Source organism: Pseudarthrobacter sp. NCCP-2145 (genome assembly GCF_023708005.1).
In the GTDB taxonomy this organism is placed as follows: domain Bacteria; phylum Actinomycetota; class Actinomycetes; order Actinomycetales; family Micrococcaceae; genus Arthrobacter; species Arthrobacter oxydans.
Genome location: NZ_BRCG01000002.1, coordinates 162,353 through 176,575, shown reverse-complemented (window position 1 = coordinate 176,575; position 14,223 = coordinate 162,353). Strand labels below are relative to the sequence as shown.

Here is a 14,223-nt window from a genome sequence, read left to right as displayed (position 1 = left end):
GAGTCATGGACCAACCAGCTTGTGGGGAGCAGGAGACAATGGGAAATAGAACAGCTTTGGACGGGGAAGTCACCGCCGTGGACGGCGTGCTCACGGATCAGCATCCGCTCGACTTCTACACCCTGGGACTGGCCGGCTGCATCGACCGGCTCACGGGCCCCCTCCGCCACCGGGGAACCAGCGTCCGCTGGGACACTCCGCACTGGGCCATCGAGATCCCGAAGGACTGCGCGTCCCTTCTTTACCAGTCGGCACGCGAGGCCCTGAGCAATGCCTACAACCACTCCGGGGCATTGCACCTGACCGTCCAGCTCGCCGCCGTGGACCACGGCATCCGCCTGGTGGTAGCCGACGACGGTACGGGCTTTGACAGCAATGCCGCCACCTGCGGGCGCCACCACGGCTACGGCCTCCGGCTCATGGCTGTGGCCGTCCATGAGGCCGGCGGCACCGTGGACATCCGTTCTGCCCCCGGGCAGGGCACCAGCGTGACGGTTACCCTGCCGCTGGACTAAGGCTCGGATGCCCGCCGTTGCTGGGACGGCGGGCATCCGTAAAACTAGCGGGTCAGCTTGGCGGTGTCCGGCTCAATGTCACCGATGTGGCCCGGTGCGTTGGCAGCCAGGACCCGTGCCACGAAGGCCCCGTACTCGTCCATGTAATGCCGCAGGAACTTGGCGGTACCCTCATTCTTGACCTCGCCGTCGTCGCCGAACACTGCGGCGTCGTAATGGATGTAGGCCTCCGGGGCATTCAACTGCGGCGCATCCAGGAAGCTCAGGACGCTCCTCATGGACGACTGCATGACCGCGGTCCCGATGCTGCCCACGGATGCGCCAATGATTCCGGTGGGCTTGCGGGCGAAGGAATTGCTTCCCCACGGCCGGGAGCCCCAGTCGATGGCGTTCTTGAGGGCCCCGGGAATGGAGCGGTTGTATTCCGGGGACACGAACAGGATGCCGTCCGACGCCTCGATGGCTTCCTTGAGGGCACGGGCTGCGGGCGGGAAGTCAGAGTCGTAGTCGTAGCTGTACAGCGGAAGGTCCTTGATGGGGATCTCGGTGAACTCGAGGTCTTCCGGAGCGAGTTGGATCAATGCTTTGGAGAGGACCCTGTTAATGGAGCCGGTTGCCAGGCTGCCGACGAAGTATCCGATCTTAAACGGTGCCATGAGTGTTCCTTCCAATGGACGGTCAACACTGGCCGTCCATGTTCATCTGGAGCTGGTGCCGCCCGTCCTGTTGAGGCTGCGGCCGGTGGTCACTGCACCCACCAGTCCAGCACAGAAGCCCCTGCAGGGCCAGAGGGTTCCGGGGGTGGGCAGGGCTGCTGCGGACCTTCCGAATCCCGGCCACCCCTTGCGGCCGGGCGCTGACTGGCCTATTTTGAAACGAATCAGAAATCGCTTTCCGGACGGCTGGCCAGTGCCTGCTGCCTGAGTGGCTGCGCCCGGCGAACGTAGAGACAACAGAATTGGATCACATGACGGACAACATCCCCATCAGGTGGATCGACGGCAAAGCACCCGCGGAAATCAGCGGCGGGACAACGTGGGGCATGCCCTTCGCGCGCGGCTCCGTACCGGCGGCGGAGGCCCTCTCCGTGACGGATACGGCCGGCAGCACGGTCGCCTCCCAGGCCTGGCCCCTGGCCACCTGGCCGGACGGCTCCCTCAAATGGGCGGGCATTGCGCTTCCCGCCAGCAGTTCGCCGTCGGAGGTTTACCACGTGGCGTCCGACGGCGGCGCGTCGCCCCGCGGGGCCAGCCAGACGCCGCCGGGCGCTTCCAGCGTCACCGTCACCGAAACCGACCGCGCCCTCACCGTGGACACCGGAACCCTGCAGATGGTGATCGAACGCGGCGGCTCCACCCTCTTCAGGAGCCTCACCCGCGGCGGCGTCGAGGTGGCCCGGGACGCGCGCCTGGTGAGCCTCCTGCAGGACGGCATTTCTGATGACCAGGGCGGCGGCGGCGCGGGAACCCTCACCCGGGACGCCTTCACCGGCGAGGTCACCGCCGTCGTGCTTGAACACAACGGACCCGTCCGAGCGGTGGTTCGGCTGGAAGGTCAGCACAGGCCGGACGGACGGGACAGTGGAACCAGCAGGTACAGCGGCAAGGAAAGCTGGCTGCCTTTCGTCGTGAGGTTCTACTTCCACGCCAACGCCCGCAGCGTCCGCATGGTGCACTCCTTCATCTGGGACGGCGACGCGGACCGGGACTTCCTCGCCGGGCTCGGCGTGCGCTTCACGGTCCCGCTGCAGGCAGAGCTGCACAACAGGCATATCCGGATGGCAGGGGCCGACGGCGGCTTCCTCACCGAGGCGGTCCGCGGCATCACCGGCCTGCGCCGGGACCCCGGGGAGGACGTCCGCCGGGCACAGGTGGAAGGCCGCGCCACGCCACCCCTGGCCGGCTGGAACCCGGAGGTGTCGGAACGGCTGCACCTGGTTCCGGCCTGGAGCGACTACACGCTCAGCCAGCTCAGTGCCGACGGCTTCGAACTGCGCAAGCGCACCGCACCCGGCCGGGCCTGGGTGGGGATCTCCGGCGGAACCAGGTCTGCCGGCTTCTGCTCCCTGACCGATACGCGCGGAGGTTTCGGCGTGGGCGTGAAGGACTTCTGGCAGTCCCACCCCGGCCAGCTGGACATCCGCGGCGCCGCAACGGACAACGCCACCCTGACGGCGTGGCTGTATTCCCCCGAAGCCCAGCCCATGGACCTGCGGTTCTACCACGACGGCCTGGGCCAGGACACGTTCGAGGAACAGCTCGAAGGGCTCGAAATCACCTATGAGGACTACGAGCCGGGCTTCGGAAACGCGCACGGGATTGCCCGCACCCATGAGCTGACGCTGTTTGCCTACGACGGAACGCCGGCAACCGAGAGCCTCGCGGCCGACGCCGCTGCGGCCTCCGCCCCTGCCCTGCTGCAGGCCACCCCGGAGTACCTGCACTCCGTGGGCGTGTTCGGCGACTGGGACCCGGTGGACCGCGGCACCCCCGCCCGGGCAGAGCTCGAGGACCACCTGGACTTCCTCTTCGATTTCTATGCCGGCCAGGTGGAGCAGCGGCGCTGGTACGGGTTCTGGAACTACGGCGACGTGATGCACACCTACGACCACGACCGGCACGTGTGGCGGTATGACGTGGGCGGATATGCGTGGGACAACTCCGAGCTCTCCCCCGACCTCTGGCTCTGGTACTCCTACCTGCGCTCCGGCCGGGCGGACATCTTCCGGTTCGCGGAGGCCATGACCCGGCACACCGGCGAGGTGGATGTCTACCACGTGGGCCCGTGGCGCGGCCTCGGCTCGCGGCACAACGTCCAGCACTGGGGCTGCAGCGCCAAGCAGCTCCGCATCAGCACGCCCGCCTACCGCCGCTTCTACTACTACCTGACGGCAGATGAACGGACCGGGGACCTGCTGACCGAGCTGGTGGACAGCGACCAGAACTTCCTGGGCCTGGACCCCGTACGCAAGGTCCGCCCCGACGCCGCCACCTACCGTCCAAACCGGGGAGCCCTGGGCGTGGGCCTGGGAACGGACTGGGGCTCGCTCGCCGCCACCTGGCTCACCGACTGGGAACGCACCGGAAATCCGCGCTCACGCGACCGGCTCCTGGGCACCATGGCGGACATTGGCGCCTTGAAATACGGCTTCCTCACCGGTGAGGCGCTCTACGACCTGGACAAGGGACGCTTCGACACCGGCCGGGAACTGATCCAGGTTTCGCACCTGAGCGCCGTGTTCGGACTGGTGGAGATCTGCAGCGAACTGGTGGACCTGGTCCCGGACCCGGACTTCGAGCGGGCCTGGCTGCAGTACTGCCGGCTCTTCCTGGCCACCAAAGAGGAGCAGGTGGCGGCCGTGGGACAGCCGCTGGAGGGCATCTACCTCACCCAGGCGCACAGCCGGCTCACTGCCTACGCCGCCGCCCGGCTGGGTGACCCGGACCTGGCCGCACGTGCCTGGACGAGCTTCGCCGAGGGAGGCGAGCACCTCAACCACGCGTCGGCCTTCACGCTGCGGCAGATCGAGCCGCCACACGTGCTGCTGCCGGTGGATGAGGCACCCACCGTATCCACCAACGACGCATCCCAGTTCGGGCTCGCCGTGATCCAGAACCTGGCGCTGATTGGCAACCACCTGCCGTAGTCCTGCGCGCTGGCGGCGGCGCCTGCACCAGCCAGGTGCCGCCGTCGTCCGCTCCCCCTCCCGTCCCAACTAAGTAGCAGCAGATGCTGTTATGAGCCCTCAAACCGACATCTGCTGCTACTTAGTTGGGGTGGTGGGGCGGGTCCGGGCGGAGCACACTGGACCTCGGACGAAACAGCCGACCGCGAGAACTACAGTTCCGGTGAACGCAGGCGGCACCGCCACGATGAGGGCAATCTTCCACATTTCGGCGGCAGCCTGGGCCAGCACTGATTCCCCACTGCCCGGCGGGACGCGAGAACCCGCACTCTGGAATCCGGCGTGCCCAGCAGGTACATTGGTAAGCATGCTGATGATTTTTACCGAAACATCGGCTTCCGGTAACAAAGCAAAGGGGACGTTATGAGCACGAAGGTGGAAAAACGCATTCTGGTGAACGTACCGGTAAGCACGGCTTACAACCAGTGGACGCAGTTTGAGGAGTTCCCGCACTTCATGGGCGGCGTCAAGAGCGTGACCCAGCTCAGCGATGACAGGCTGGAATGGGTGGCCGAGATCGGCGGCATCCGCCGGCAGTGGGAAGCGAAGATCCTTGAGCAGGTCCCGGACCGGAAGGTCGCCTGGGCCGCCACGGAAGGCGCCACAAATGCCGGCGCTGTTGACTTCGAGGACGTGGGTGGCGGGCAGACTTCCCTTCGGCTGACGCTGGAGTATGAGCCCGAAGGAATTATTGAAAAGGTGGGCGACAAGCTCAACGTGGTTGACCGCCAGGCCGAGGCTGACCTGCAGCGGTTCAAGGAATTCATCGAGGATGAGGGTTACGCCAGCGGCGCCTGGCGCGGACGCGTGAGCACGGGCGCCCCGGCGGGCACGCCGGGCGTGGAGGATGCTGCCGGATCCCGGGGCGACTCCGGCAAGGCAGGCGTCTCCGGCAAGGTTGCCGCGGGCCTGGGTGTTGCCGCAGTGGCCGGCGCAGCAGCTGCCATGGCAGCAGGCGGCAACAAGGAGACAACCGCGGTTGCCGACGAAACGGTAACTCCGGCGGCTCCCGGAGAACCGGTCACCGTCACACCGATTCCGACGGACACGACCACCATCACCGGCACGTCAGCGGGTACGACGGCGGCAGCCGGCTCCACCGGTTCAGTCGCCGATCTGGGCGATGACAGGATCGGACACCAGTTCGACCAGACCAACGGCCTGGTGGACACGAGCGGCGAGTCGGACGAGACGGCCGAAGGCGAAAACCTGAGCGCCGCCGAGCGCGAAGGCGACGACCGCCGTCGAGATGGCGGCCTGCCGCCCGTCGGCGGGAACCTCGGAACGCACTAACCGGGTTTAGCCGCAGCACAATAAAAGCGCCGCCCGCCTCATTGCAGAGGCGGGCGGCGCTTTTGTGCGGGGCAGGACCGTCCGTGGGTGCCGTGCTACTTGCCGGTGCCCGCGTACACCACCGACGGCGCGGCCGGGGTTTCCATGCCCTCGCCGATGAAGAAGCTCGGGTGCGGCGGCTGGTTGTAGGCCACGTTTTCTCGGGCCACGGCGGTGCGGTAGACGGTGTCGTGCATCAGGGTGCGGAGCCGGACCTCGGTGGGCGAGGTGCTGGTGTAGATCCGCAGTTCAGTGCTGTCCGACGACGGGAAGGCAAGTTCCTCGCGCCAGTCGCCCAGCAGGTCCGCCTGCAGGGACGGGTTGCCCTTGGTGTGGTTGTTGGTGCGGGCGCCGGTGACAGTCAGGAGCCTGTCGCTGGACTCCGTTTCCCAGTTCCACTTGGAAATCGTGGGCACGCCCACGCCGGCGGCAGCGTCGAAATCGTGGTCGACGATCTCGCGGAGCAGGTCGCCGTCCCACCAGGCCAGGAAGTTGGCCGCGGGAATGCTCTCGGCAATCAGCTCGCCCTTGGCGGACATCAGCTGGCCCCGCGGGGAGTTCCAGGAGGCGTCGCCGCCCACCGCCCAGCCCTCAGCGCCGGCGTAGCGGGGATCGATGTCGCCGGCGGCGCCGCGGCCGGTGTCCCGGATGGCGGGGATGCTCCAGAGCACCTCGCCGGTGGCGGCGTCGCGGAAGGTGGCGCCACGGTTGCCGCTCTGGCTCATGCTCTCGTGGACGGCGAAGACCTCCAGCCCGGGGCGAGAAGGATCAAAATCGCTGGTGTGCATCGCATCGCCGTGGCCCAGCCTGGTGTTGTAGAGGACCGAGCCGTCGTCGTCGATGGTCATGGAACCGAAGACGAACTCGTCCTTGCCGTCCTGGTCCACGTCAGCTACGGAGAGGTTGTGGTTGCCCTGGCCCTTGTATTCGGCACCCGCGATGTCCGAGTCGAAGGTCCAGCGCTTCACCAGCTTGCCGTCCACCAGGTCATAGGTGACCAGGACGGTGCGGGTGTAGTAGCCGCGGCTGAACATCATGGACGGCTTCTCGCCGTCGAGGTAGGCGACGCCGGCCAGGAAACGGTCCACGCGGTTGCCGTAGCCATCGCCCCAGGCTGAGACGCTGCCGCGCGGCGGGTCGTAGGCCACCGTGTCCATGATGGCGCCTGTTGCCCCGTCGAACACTGTGAGGAACTCCGGACCGGACAGGACATAACCGGCGCTGTTCCGGTAGTCCGCTGCCGGGTCGCCGATCACGGTTCCGGCCCCGTCCGTGGTGCCGTCCGCCGTCTTCATGGACACCTCGGCCTTGCCGTCACCGTCGAAGTCGTACGCCAGGAGCTGGGTGTAGTGTGCGCCGGCGCGGATGTTGTGGCCCAAATCGATGCGCCAAAGCCTGGTGCCGTCCATCTTGTAGGCGTCCACGTAGACGTTTCCGGTGAATCCGGACTTGGAGTTGTCCTGCGCGTTGGAGGGGTTCCAGAGCTGGATGATCTCGTAGCTGCCGTCCCCGTCCAGGTCCGCGACACTGGAGTCGTTGGCCGAGTAGGTGTAGGGCTTTCCATCCTTGCTGACGCCGTCGGCGGGCTTGTCCAGCTTGATGGACAGGTAGTTCTGGGCCAGCGGGGTGAATTCCGCGCTGAGCTTGTCCTGCCCGTTGCCGTTGCCCACAGTTTTTATGACATACGTGGAGGCTGCGGTTCCGGCCGGATCGACGAACGTGGTGGTGTTGCGGATGGGCTGTTCGGTGAGCTGGACGCCGTCGCGGATCACGTGGAAGCCCACACTGTCCTGGTCCAGGCCCAGCATGCGCCAGCCCAGCGTGACGCCCTGGTCCGTAAGCACGGCCACCGGCGCGCGGTCCAGGTTCTCCACCTGGCGCTTCAGCTCTGCCTTGCCGGACTGCCCGGGGGCGGTGCCGGGGTTGGCCTGCGCGAGCGGCACGCCGGTGAACGCCAGCGCAGCGGCGGTGAGGGAAGCAGCCGCAGCCAAGGGGGCGGCTTTCCAGGCGCGGCCTCGCCGCAAAACCGGACGGGGCGTGGGGGAACATTTCGAGGGATAAGCCAAAAGAACATCTCCTTTGATGCGGCGGCAGCTGAGTCTGCCGCACGACAGTTTGGAACGTTTCACTACACCTGACAGGCAGCCCACCACGAACGAGGGGTGAGGTTTTAGGATGCAGCGGAAAGCGTTTTCTGCCCTTAACTTCTATCAGCGCTTTACAAGCCTGGTCAAGGGTGTGACGGGATTAAATGGGAGATCTTGTTCCTTTGCGTTCAGATGGCGCGGGCATCGCCGCGCGGCCGGCCCGCCGCCGCCTGCAGGAGCGGCAGCGTCCGGGCGGGCGTCACCTCCACCAGGGACACACAACAACCGGCGCCCCGGTCCTAGTCCCAGGCCGGGACCAGGACTGCTTCGTACTGGGTTGGCGGTGGCTGCTGTCCGAACTTGGCGTTGACCGCGGCGAGCGTGTCCCCGAACCTGGCCACCGTCGTCGGGACATCGAAGTGTTTGCTGGTGATGACGTCCTTGACCCTGAAGGAAGAGAAGTTATCGGACAGTTTGAGGCGGCTGACCTGGTTCGCCATGTTCTGGACCGCCCATACAGTGCGGTCCTTGACCAGGATGCCATCGACGAACTTCAGGTCCGGCCCCTTGATCCTGTTGCTCTTTCCCGTGTCCGGATCCACGGCATAGAGGGCCTGGTTTTGTGTATGGGCCACAATCAGGATGTCGTCATCGTCGGCTGCTGCGATGCCGTTGAATCCGAACTGGCCGGGTTGCAAGGGTTTGCCCGCCTCACCGCCCACTTTCAGTGTCTCCACATCTGCTGCACCTCCCAGCTCGCCCCGCCTGCTCACGGGGACGAAATAGAGCTCGGGCGCGGCCGAATTGGTGAACCAGGCGCCGTCGCTGCTGAGGGTGACGTCGTTGATGAAGCCGGGGGCCAAGTCGTATTCCTTGACCTGCTTGCGGGTGTCAGTGTCGTAGACGTACGCCTTGCCCGTGGTGCCGCCTGCCACAAACAGCAGGTCGTTGCGGGTATCGGCCTTCATACCGACGGCCATCCGGCCTTCGGGCACGTCGATAAAACGCTTGGCCTTTCCGTCATGGATGTCGCCGCGGAAGATGTCGCCGGTCAACAGTTCGCCGGCGTAGAAGGTTGTTCCCTCACCCGCCGCAATGCCTTCGGCGGAATTCGCTCCGCGGAGGACAATGACGTCGTCAGCGGAAGGAGTCGATGCGCCTGCCGTCAATGCCGGGGGCAGCAGCAGGGCCAGAAGAGCGGTGAGTCCACCAACGGCACGGCGTCGTACTGTTTTGCGCATAGTGGTTCCTGGATGTGGGCTGATGCGCGGGGCCCAATCTGCGGCAGCTCCGCACGAGGGTGATCCCATTTTAAGCTCCCCCATGAAGGCACCGCCAGAGCATGGTGCCCCCTTCACAGTGGAGGGGGCAGCGGCTGGGACCGGCGTACAGTCCAGGATTCTGCTTACAATCGAAACCTCAATCAACTACTGAGGGATCCATGAAGAAATTCGCCACAGCCCTGATCGCCGCCGGCCTCGTTGTCTCTGCAACGGCCTGCACCGCCTCGAACCAGCTCACCACCGCGGAAACCTGCGAGCGGATCCAGTCCGTTGTGTCGAACCCGGCCAACAACGCCGGCAAGACCGGCATGAACCGCCTGGCCAACCAGATCCGGCCCATCCACGCCGTTGCCTCGGACGACCTCAAGGGTGCGCTTGAGTCGATCATCGAATACACGGATGAGCAGGCGAAAGAGACTCCGGACGAGGACAAGCTCGCCGAACTGACGGCAGACTACGAGGAAGCCGGCAGCACGTACAGCCAGTTCTGCAGCTGATTCCTGCCACAGATGGGCACTCTGCCATCGGACCCGGCTACGTGAGGGTGGCCGGGTCCGTGTTCGCCCCGCACAGTATGACCGCCACCCGTTCGCCCACGCCCTGCGTGTAGGCGCCGGAGGCAAGCGCGGCATAGGCTGCGGCCGCGCCGTGTTCCACGACGATCCGGTAGCCGTCCCACAGCTTCGTCCGCGCTTCGATGATGTCGGCGTCGGACACCAGGACGCTTTCGACGCCGGCGCGGACCGCCACGGAGTATCCGATGTCGCCGATGCGGCGGGCCCCGAGGGAGTCTGCCGCGATTCCCGCCACTGGGACGTCCACCGGCTGTCCGGCCGCCAGCGCAGCGTTCAGCGTGGGAGCCGAGTCCGGCTCCACGGCCACCACCTTGGCCCTGCCCTCCACGGCCGCGGCGATTCCTGCCATCAAACCGCCTCCCCCCACTGCAACCAGCACGGTGTCCACCCCACCCACCTGGTCAAGGAGTTCCAGTCCTACAGTTCCAGCGCCGGCGGCAATTTCGGGCTGGTCATAAGCGTGGCAATAGACGGCACCGGTTTCCCGGGCATGCCCGATGGCCGCCTGGTATGCATCCGCGTACTCGGCGCCGCCCTGCACCACGGTGGCTCCGATGGCTTTCAGCTTGCGGACTTTCACGGCCGGGGCGGCAGCGGGCACAAACACCGTTGCGGGGACGCCGAGCTGTGCAGCCGCATAGGCATTGGCCAGGCCGGCGTTTCCTCCGGAGGCAACCACGACGCCGACCTCCGGTTTCAGCTCACCGCGTTCCTTGGCGGCGAAAATGCGGTTGAGGGCGCCGCGGGCCTTGAAGGTTCCCGTGTGCTGCATGAATTCGCATTTGAACCACACCGGGCCGGGAAAATCTCCCGGGTCGCCTTCCAGGACGGGCGTCAGCCGGGTGAGGCCGGCGGTCCTTCGTGCTGCCCGTTCCACGTCGGCGCGGGTGATCACTGGCGCGTCAGACCTCGTCGTCCCAGGTTCCCGGTTCCTGCAGGGCGTCCTCGGGTTTGTCCTTCTGGGAAGGGTCGCCGCTGCCGGAGTAGGACGCCGGGACGGTCCCGGCGGCGTGGCCCTGCTGCTCCTCGCGGATGTTGCCGGCACCCGGCAGTTCCGGGTGCTGGCCGCTCTGCGGGGCCTGCTTGGGTTCCTTGGCTTCGTCCGGATCACCCGGCCCCCGAAGGTCTGCGGCGTTCTGCGGCTCGTCATTGCTAGCAGTCATGGTCCTGCCTTTCGCTCGGGAACTGCGGCGTTCGGCCGGGGTTTATTCCCGCACCGCCCTCCAGCCTACGGGCTGGCGCTCCCCTGGAGCAGGAAGTGCCTGTACTGGGTTTTCCTGCACCCAGGTTCTGTGAAACGCCCGCCTGATCCTGTGAAATGGGCGGTGAACCTGTGAATTGGGACTCAGCCGGGACTTCCACGGCACACCCTGCGTTAACTCCATGGCGGAAGGAGGCCACTTGCTTATAGTCCTGACCGGAATCGACGGTTCCGGGAAGTCCACGGCCGCCCAGGCCCTGGTGTCCTCAGTCCGTGCCGGCGGCGGCACGGCCGTGCTGTTGAACAACCACGCGGGCAGGCGCAGCATGTCGGTTCTGGGCGCCAGGCTGGGCATCCGGCTGCCGCCCCGCGTTGCCGATGCCCTGGAGACCACCTTCCGGGTGTGGAACGTGCTGGTGAACCATCTGCGGGCCAGCCGGGTTGACGGCCTGGTGGTGATGGACAGGCACCTCTACTGCCAGTTGGCCCTACGCGCGACGAAGGGCCTGCCTCGCGGCCGCCTGCTTCCGTGGCTGCTCGGTGCACTCCCTGCCCCTGACGCCGTGGTGCATCTTGACGTGGACCCGGCCGTTGCGCACCGGCGCATCGCCGCCCGCGGCACTGATGCCGAGACGCTGGAGGACCTGGCTGCTTTCGCCCGCGCCTACCGCGAACTGCCCGAGTACGGAACCTTTGAAAAAGTGGACGCCTCCGTCCCTGGTCCGGAGTTGGCGCGCCGCCTGGCCGCAGTGGTGCACGGAGTGGGACGGGCCCCTTCGGAGGGACGCCACCCGGCCTCCACCTGAGCGGATGAACGCTGTAATACAGCAAGGCGGGCGGACCCAAGGTCCACCCGCCTTCCTGAGACGTGCATTTGCTAACTCGAGGCAGTCGGCGAAGGCGTGGCCATTTCGCTTTCCTCCGCCTCGCTTTCCGTCACGGACGGCGAGGCCGACCCGCTCGGTGACGACGTGCTCGTGGAACCGGACGTGCTCGTGGACGTAGGGCTGGAAGTGGCGCTGCCGCCGTCGGCCTTCTCCAGCACCTCGTTGATAAGGTCCTCAAGTTCCTTCTGGTCCGGATCGCCCAGGTTGGCGCCGCTCTTGGTGGCCACCACCAGCAGCCGGCCTTCCGCAGCGGAGACCTGCATCAGCTTCTGCTGGTTCTCGCCGCTGCGCGAGCTGAGGGTGGCGAAGGTCTTTTCAGCGTCGGTGTCCGCCTGGACCTCCTCACTGGTCACCTCGTAGGTCTGGCCCAGGGCCTGGACCGAGAAGTTGGCGCACTGGTCCATCTTGCCGCTGATCTCGTCCAGGACTTCGACGGCGTCCGGCCCCTCGCTGCCGGACTGGGCGGACAGCGTCCGCGGCTGGTCGCCCTCGGAGAGCGCGACGGCGATCTCGCCACTTTCCACGGTGTCCAGCAGTCCCGCCGTGGCGATGTCCTTGCAGTCTTCAGGATCGACGGTCGCGGTGCTCAGGAGCAGGTTGGCGATATTGCCGCCCTGGTCCACCTGTTCCTTGGAGTACAGCCTTAGCTCGTTACCGTCGTCGTCCGTCATGCCGGAGATCAGCTCGCGGAGCTCATCTTCGCTGTACACCTTCGCCTCAGCCGTTGGTGAGGGTGTTTCCGAGGCCGACGGGCTCGCAGCTCCTCCGCCGCCGCCCGTGCAGCCCGCAAGGGCCATCAGTGCTGCCGTCATCAATCCAAGCGCAGGTGCTTTTCGCATTGGTACAACCCCTTTGAAGATAGGAAGCATGCTTAGTGTTTATCAGCTTAAGGGGTTGGGCCGCCGCCGGACATAACGGGGCTGTAACTTTCAGGGGCTCTCCCCTTCACACCACAACGCCGGGATCAGGCACCCGGCCGGTCCGCCTCCGTTGGACCCGGATGCCGTCAGGCCACGCTTGCCAGCGGCCTGTGGCCTGTGGCCTGTGGCCCAGGGTCCGGGATATTGCCCGGGCTGCGGCCGCCTGGGCCCTGGGAGGCCCTCCGGGGCCCTTGCTGTGGAATAATCCGAGGAGTGGTCCTTACCGGACCGCTCCAGTATAAGGAGGGGCCGCATTGTCCGTCACACCAAGGAGCACCGCCGAGGCGGCGGGCACGGCCATCAACAACTCCCAGATCCCCAAGCACGAGCAGCTGCGGACGATCATCCTCAAGCTGGCCAGGGAAGAACTGGAACCCGGTGCCAGGCTTCCCAGCGAGCGGACCCTCATGGACTCCTACGGCGTCAGCCGGATCACGGTGCGTGCCGCTATTGGACGCCTGGTCAACGAGGGGCACCTGGTCCGGGTTCCGGCCAAAGGCACGTTCGTGGCGGATTCCCCCGTGCAGTCCACGCTGCACCTCGCCTCTTTCACCCAGGAAATGGAGGCGATGGGCCACGTCCCCAGCACAGTGGTGCTGGTGGCGGAAGCCGCCGCCGTTCCGGAGGACACCGCGGAAGCTCTCAGCCTGGCGCCCGGCTCCGAGGCCATCCACCTGCGGCGGCTCCGGCTGGCGGACGGGCGGCCGGTCAGCGTCGATGACGCCTGGTACAACCCGGAGCACGCCCCGGGCCTCCTGGACATCGACCTGACGGGCTCGGTCTACAAAGCGCTGGCGGCGCAGTTTGGCCACCAGATTGACCGGGCCCGGCAAAGCGTCCGGTCCGAGGGCGCCCCTGCCGATGTAGGGGCGCTCCTCGGAACCGGAACGGGTGCACCGGTGCTGGCTTTCGACCGGGTGTCCTACTCAGGTCCCCTGGCCATTGAGCACTCACGCTCCTGGTACCGCTCGGACCGCTATTCGCTGACCATGGAAGTGCGGCTTTAGCAGTCCCGGTCAGCGCTGGAGTCCTGTGAAACTTTAGCCCAGCGAAAACAGGGCGGCGCCGGCAGTCACTGCACCGGTTGCCATGGGCGTTGCCGTGTCCGGCTTGGTGTCGAGCACGACGACGGGACTCACCATTGAGTAGCCGGCAGCCAGGGCGGCGGTGGGGTCCACGTGCATCACGGGCTCACCGGCGCCGACGGTGTCACCCTGGGCAATCAGCAGCTTGAAGCCTTCGCCTTTGAGCTTGACCGTGTCGATGCCAACGTGGGTGAGCACTCCCCGCCCGGCCGGCTCCACCACAACAAAGGCGTGCGGCAGGAGCTTGACCACTTTTCCGGCGACGGGGGACACGACGTCGAACACCTCGCCCGCTGGCGGCTCAACTGCCGCGCCCGAACCCACCATTTGGCCTGCGAAGACAGGGTCCGGGACGTCGGATAGAGGAACCACGGCGCCGCTGATGGGCGCATGGACAACCAGCGTTTCCGGCATCAGAGCAGGTCCTCGATGTCTTCGGCCAGGTTGTCCGCCTCCGGCCCCACAATGACCTGGACTGCCGTGCCGGCTGCAAGGACGCCGTGGGCTCCGGCGGCTTTCAGGGTTGCTTCGTTGACCAGCGACCCATCCTTGACCTCGGTGCGGAGACGCGTGATGCAGGCCTCGACCTCCACGATGTTGGCGGCTCCGCCCAGGCCCTCAATGATTTTTTCTGCTTTGGACATGGCTGCCCT

At 66.4% G+C, this 14,223-nt stretch carries 14 protein-coding genes; 6 read left to right on the top strand and 8 right to left on the bottom strand.

Going from position 1 to position 14,223, the window contains the following annotated elements:
- Positions 1-38: 38 nt before the first annotated feature.
- The gene (locus NFU08_RS02330; protein ID WP_251420422.1) at positions 39-515 is read left to right on the top strand and encodes a sensor histidine kinase; all 477 of its coding nucleotides are present in this window, start codon (positions 39-41) and stop codon (positions 513-515) included.
- A gap of 44 nt (positions 516-559) precedes the next feature.
- Here the strand turns inward: NFU08_RS02330 and NFU08_RS02325 are convergent, their stop codons facing one another.
- Positions 560-1,171 carry an NADPH-dependent FMN reductase gene (locus NFU08_RS02325; RefSeq protein WP_174175070.1) on the bottom strand — a complete coding sequence of 204 codons (612 nt, stop codon included), beginning with the start codon at positions 1,169-1,171 and terminating at the stop codon, positions 560-562.
- 311 nt (positions 1,172-1,482) lie between these two features.
- Here NFU08_RS02325 and NFU08_RS02320 point away from each other — a divergent pair, with 311 nt between their 5' ends.
- Complete coding sequence (locus tag NFU08_RS02320; protein ID WP_251420419.1) at positions 1,483-4,161, top strand: Tat pathway signal sequence domain protein; 2,679 nt, start codon at positions 1,483-1,485, stop codon at positions 4,159-4,161.
- A gap of 402 nt (positions 4,162-4,563) precedes the next feature.
- Positions 4,564-5,493: an SRPBCC family protein gene (locus NFU08_RS02315; protein ID WP_174175074.1), complete on the top strand. Its 930-nt coding sequence runs from the start codon at positions 4,564-4,566 to the stop codon at positions 5,491-5,493.
- 95 nt (positions 5,494-5,588) lie between these two features.
- Here the strand turns inward: NFU08_RS02315 and NFU08_RS02310 are convergent, their stop codons facing one another.
- Together NFU08_RS02310 and NFU08_RS02305 are read right to left on the bottom strand one after the other, a co-directional pair.
- Positions 5,589-7,598, bottom strand: a complete 2,010-nt coding sequence (locus NFU08_RS02310) for a rhamnogalacturonan lyase (RefSeq protein WP_174175076.1) — start codon at positions 7,596-7,598, stop codon at positions 5,589-5,591.
- A 320-nt stretch (positions 7,599-7,918) separates the two neighbouring features.
- Positions 7,919-8,860, bottom strand: coding sequence for a hypothetical protein (locus tag NFU08_RS02305; RefSeq protein ID WP_174175079.1), 942 nt, complete (start codon positions 8,858-8,860; stop codon positions 7,919-7,921).
- A gap of 200 nt (positions 8,861-9,060) precedes the next feature.
- On the opposite strand from NFU08_RS02305, the gene NFU08_RS02300 reads away from it, so the two are divergent.
- Entirely contained in the window at positions 9,061-9,399 is a 339-nt protein-coding gene (locus NFU08_RS02300) for a hypothetical protein (protein ID WP_174175080.1), read from the top strand.
- A gap of 37 nt (positions 9,400-9,436) precedes the next feature.
- Here the strand turns inward: NFU08_RS02300 and NFU08_RS02295 are convergent, their stop codons facing one another.
- On the bottom strand, positions 9,437-10,372 hold the full coding sequence (locus tag NFU08_RS02295) for a threonine/serine dehydratase (RefSeq protein ID WP_174175082.1): 936 nt from the start codon (positions 10,370-10,372) through the stop codon (positions 9,437-9,439).
- 7 nt (positions 10,373-10,379) lie between these two features.
- Complete coding sequence (locus NFU08_RS02290; protein ID WP_174175084.1) at positions 10,380-10,640, bottom strand: hypothetical protein; 261 nt, start codon at positions 10,638-10,640, stop codon at positions 10,380-10,382.
- A gap of 238 nt (positions 10,641-10,878) precedes the next feature.
- Between NFU08_RS02290 and NFU08_RS02285 the strand changes: the two genes are divergently transcribed.
- Complete coding sequence (locus NFU08_RS02285; protein ID WP_251420416.1) at positions 10,879-11,484, top strand: AAA family ATPase; 606 nt, start codon at positions 10,879-10,881, stop codon at positions 11,482-11,484.
- A 71-nt stretch (positions 11,485-11,555) separates the two neighbouring features.
- On the opposite strand, the gene NFU08_RS02280 is transcribed toward NFU08_RS02285, so the two are convergent.
- Positions 11,556-12,404, bottom strand: a complete 849-nt coding sequence (locus NFU08_RS02280; RefSeq protein ID WP_246255901.1) for a hypothetical protein — start codon at positions 12,402-12,404, stop codon at positions 11,556-11,558.
- A gap of 335 nt (positions 12,405-12,739) precedes the next feature.
- Here NFU08_RS02280 and NFU08_RS02275 point away from each other — a divergent pair, with 335 nt between their 5' ends.
- A complete protein-coding gene (locus NFU08_RS02275; protein WP_188731370.1) occupies positions 12,740-13,492 on the top strand; it encodes a GntR family transcriptional regulator in 753 nt (250 codons plus the stop codon).
- A gap of 33 nt (positions 13,493-13,525) precedes the next feature.
- Here NFU08_RS02275 and NFU08_RS02270 read toward each other — a convergent pair whose 3' ends face one another.
- On the bottom strand, positions 13,526-13,984 hold the full coding sequence (locus tag NFU08_RS02270; protein ID WP_174175090.1) for a glucose PTS transporter subunit IIA: 459 nt from the start codon (positions 13,982-13,984) through the stop codon (positions 13,526-13,528).
- Positions 13,984-14,214, bottom strand: a complete 231-nt coding sequence (locus NFU08_RS02265) for a glucose PTS transporter subunit EIIB (RefSeq protein WP_079595209.1) — start codon at positions 14,212-14,214, stop codon at positions 13,984-13,986. Before NFU08_RS02265 ends, NFU08_RS02270 begins: the two co-directional genes overlap by 1 nt.
- Between the last annotated feature and the right edge of the window lie 9 nt (positions 14,215-14,223).

Coding starts and splice junctions, on each gene's coding strand:
- NFU08_RS02330 (WP_251420422.1), top strand. CDS start 39: ATGGGAAATAGAACAGCTTTGGACGGGGAAGTCACCGCCGTGGACGGC.
- NFU08_RS02325 (WP_174175070.1), bottom strand. CDS start 1,171: ATGGCACCGTTTAAGATCGGATACTTCGTCGGCAGCCTGGCAACCGGC.
- NFU08_RS02320 (WP_251420419.1), top strand. CDS start 1,483: ATGACGGACAACATCCCCATCAGGTGGATCGACGGCAAAGCACCCGCG.
- NFU08_RS02315 (WP_174175074.1), top strand. CDS start 4,564: ATGAGCACGAAGGTGGAAAAACGCATTCTGGTGAACGTACCGGTAAGC.
- NFU08_RS02305 (WP_174175079.1), bottom strand. CDS start 8,860: ATGCGCAAAACAGTACGACGCCGTGCCGTTGGTGGACTCACCGCTCTT.
- NFU08_RS02300 (WP_174175080.1), top strand. CDS start 9,061: ATGAAGAAATTCGCCACAGCCCTGATCGCCGCCGGCCTCGTTGTCTCT.
- NFU08_RS02290 (WP_174175084.1), bottom strand. CDS start 10,640: ATGACTGCTAGCAATGACGAGCCGCAGAACGCCGCAGACCTTCGGGGG.
- NFU08_RS02280 (WP_246255901.1), bottom strand. CDS start 12,404: ATGCGAAAAGCACCTGCGCTTGGATTGATGACGGCAGCACTGATGGCC.
- NFU08_RS02270 (WP_174175090.1), bottom strand. CDS start 13,984: ATGCCGGAAACGCTGGTTGTCCATGCGCCCATCAGCGGCGCCGTGGTT.
- NFU08_RS02265 (WP_079595209.1), bottom strand. CDS start 14,214: ATGTCCAAAGCAGAAAAAATCATTGAGGGCCTGGGCGGAGCCGCCAAC.